Genomic DNA, 3,634 nt, shown 5'->3' with positions numbered 1-3,634 from the left:
TTCTGCCAAGTTTTAGTATTTTTAACCATGTCGTAATTCCTTTTTGTTTTTGGTTTAACAAAATTACGACTTTTGGGAGCTACTTTCTTACGTAGCTCCTTTTTATTCTTTTCTCGGTTAGTAGTGAAAAAAAATTATTTTTTGTTAAAAAAACCGCTTTTTCATCCGAAAATATGTTAGGAAAGGAAGGGAGATATTTCATGAAAGAAACGTAGAAATATTTTAAATTAACATAGAGTAAATATTAAATGCTCAATACGAGCAAGCTCAAAATGAGCAAATTGAGGAGAATAAATATCCGCATGAAGCAGCGGCTTATAATATTTTTGCTGCTTGTTGCTTCTACTACGTTCCTATCCTCAAAACTTAGTTCCGTCAAGAACTTCGGCGTTGGCGAAGGATTAATGGATGAGTACATCCTTGATGTAACTCAAGATTCTAAAGGACTTCTCTGGATTGTAACAAAGGGAAGTGTTTCGAATTTCGATGGACTTCGATGGACTAACTTCAGCACAAATTTCCCCCATGAAAAAAATATTTTTAGCGAATTTCCTAATAACGTCGTAAGAATTGCCGCAGACCATAACAACTCATTATATTTTCTAACATCAGACGGGAAAATTCAATTTACTTCCCTATCAGAAGTCAATCATATTAATAAGTCCATTAAGAATTTAACCTACGAAGGGATTACAAGAGAAAAGTTTTTCGACATTCAATTTGTTCGGGAAAGTGCGAGCGGAAAAATTTGGGCGGCTACATATAAAAGCGGTTTATATTATTTGCTCGGTGAAACCTGGATAAGATTTTCCGAATCTGAAGGATTATTGACAAACAGAGTTCGAGCTATTAAATCTTTCGGGGAGTTTCTTTCTGTTGCAACCGAAAAAGGAATTCAGATAATTCGAAACGAAAAGGTTGTCTATACTTTCCAAACTGATATTTTTTCTCGGATCGGCAATTTCTCGATGGCACTAAGTTTAAGTTCATTCTCTAAAGGAGACATTCCTTCGATTTGGATCTTAGCGAATAATTCACTTCTTAAAATTGAAAACGACCGTCTCACTAATGAAACAAACAAGTTTTTCAATCCCGCACGTGAAGAATATCAAATTATTTATGCAAACGGTACGAACAAAATATTCCTAGCCGGAAATGAGAGTTTGAAAATAATCGATGCTGCAACTAGCGAGATAAGTCTACTAAGAGACGTTGACGGTGTACGCGGATCAAAACCGCAAGTAATTTTTGTCGATTCTGAAAATAATCTTTGGATTGGTTCGGAAAAAGGAATTACGCGAATCTTAATGAATGAGCTGGCAGTTTATGATGCAAATTCAGGATTAGCAGATAATGCAATCCTTTCCTCATCCCAATTGAGCAGTGAAATTTATGCACTTGGACATCCAAATGGATTGGTGACATTTTCAATCAAAGACAGGTTTTTCACAATAGACTTGAAAAAGAAAATCCGTCGAAGCTCTCGATCTTCGACCGAAAACGATTTTGATATAACAAAAATTCTCCCCTACTCGTCAAGTTCTTTTTTAATTCAACTTAGCGACCAGATGCTGATTGAATTGAAACTAAATTCCTCTGTTGAAATCTTTTTTGAAGTAAAAGAAAGAGGAGAATACGTTAAATCATTTTTGGTCGACGGCTTAAATAGAGAAGTAATATTATCAGGTAATTTCTTCTTAGATAATAATAATGAAAAGATTATAAAAATTGGTTTTGACAAAAAATTTAAGCCTTTTAATGTAAGTCTTCCTCAAGTGGATTTCACTTCCATCACACAAGCAAGAGACGGTTCGATTTGGCTTGGAACAAATTCGCCGCTCGTCTATCAGTTGAACAGGAAGGAAGTTTTGACTTACAATACTGCCGAGAATATAAAATCGAATCGCGTTACAACTATCAAAGAAGATAAGGGGGGGAACATATTTGTTGGAACTGATGCAGGCTTGCTAGTAATTCAGAAAAGCGGCGATAGAAAAATACTAACAAAAGAAATTGGCTTAATTGGAAATTTAATTTACTCACTTCATTTTGATGAATTGAACAACGCTTGGATTGTTACAAACTCAGGACTCGAAAAGTGGAACTGGCGTGAATTCATCGCACCGGCAGACTGGAGAAAATTTTCATTTAACTTAAATAATTCTAATGCAGTATTTGAAAATGAACACGATTTATTCTTTGCAACAAACAACGGACTTGTAAAAATATCCAAAGAAGAATCGGACTATAAAACCTCAATTCCAAAACTTTATATTGTTGATTATGTATTAGATGGAGAAAGCATTTCACCATTTAACAATATCGAAATTAAAACAAAAAACAATTTAACCATTCGTTACAATGCTATACTGCTTGCCGGAAATGGCGGAATAGCTTTTCAACATAAATTGGATGGATATGATGAGGATTGGAATGAATCAACTACCTCGCGAGAGGTTCATTATACAAATCTACCAGCCGGCGATTACAAATTTTTTGTTCGCGCAAAATCGAGTTACACAGATTGGAGCAGTGTCGTTTCGTCGAAAGAAATATCAGTCTCAAAATATTTTTATGAAACAATTTGGTTTTACTTTGGAGTGCTGTTGATTGTTGGACTGATAGTATATTTTGCAGCTAATTATTACAATAAGAATCTCTTCCACGAGAGAGTCAATCATCTCGTAAAACGTAAAACCGAAAACCTTGAAAATGCCAATAGAATGCTGCGGATTGAAGCGAACAAAATGCTGCGTGCAAATAAATTCAAATCAAATTTCATGGCAAGCATGTCGCACGAAATTAGAACTCCCGTAAATGCAATAATCGGCTTTGCGGATATTCTGAACGACAAGAATCTCCCGCTTAGCGATGGTGAAAGAGTGAAGTATCTTAACTACATCAATTTAAGCAGCAGACGGCTTCTGATTTTGATAAATGACATTCTTGATCTTTCAAAAATTGATGCTGGAACAATTGAATTCGACAACAGTTATCTTAATGTCAATTCTGAAGTTCACGATTGTTTGGAGTTGTATCGAGATAGAATTCAAGGGCAGGGTTTAGAGCTGCTGTTGGATTTAGAAGAGATGGATGAGTTGATTTACGTTGATAAAAACAGATTGCAGCAGATCTTATCGAACATAATTTCCAATTCAATGAAATTTACTCGGCAGGGGTATATTAAAATTTCTTCTGAAGTGAAGAGCGGAAAAGTTGAACTGATAATTGAAGATACTGGAATTGGAATTTCGAAAGAGGATCTGCCCTTAATATTTGACGATTTTAGAAGAGCTTCGTCCGCTGTTGAAAAAAATATTGAAGGTACAGGGCTAGGACTTTCAATCTCTAAAAAATTGATTACGATGATGGGTGGAGAGATCTATGCTGAAAGCGAATTAAACGCAGGTTCAAAATTTATAATTCTTTTTCCAGCAGCAAAAGAATCTGAAACAGCCAGATCAATATCAAAAGACTCACCGCGAAAGTAGGAAATAAATTTTAGCTAGAAGCCCAACTTTTTAACATTCCGAATTCATTTTGAAAAGTTGGGCTTCTTTAACAAAAAATTTTGTTCTTACTTCATCAAAATCAACTTACCTGCCACGACATAGCGATGATGTGGCTGGTCGGT

1 protein-coding gene is annotated in these 3,634 nt (G+C 35.2%); it reads left to right on the top strand.

Going from position 1 to position 3,634, the window contains the following annotated elements; all coding sequences use genetic code 11:
- Nucleotides 1-248 precede the first annotated feature (248 nt).
- A complete protein-coding gene (locus FJ213_13025) occupies nt 249-3,491 on the top strand; it encodes a hypothetical protein (GenBank protein MBM4177073.1) in 3,243 nt (1,080 codons plus the stop codon).
- Nucleotides 3,492-3,634 lie beyond the last annotated feature (143 nt).

The organism is Ignavibacteria bacterium, assembly GCA_016873845.1.
Taxonomy (GTDB): Bacteria; Bacteroidota; Ignavibacteria; order Ch128b; family Ch128b; genus JAHJVF01.
This window is presented reverse-complemented; position numbering and strand designations above follow the sequence as displayed.

Bases quoted from the DNA above. Each gene is read 5' to 3' on its own strand.
- FJ213_13025 (MBM4177073.1), top strand. From the start codon at position 249: ATGCTCAATACGAGCAAGCTCAAAATGAGCAAATTGAGGAGAATAAAT.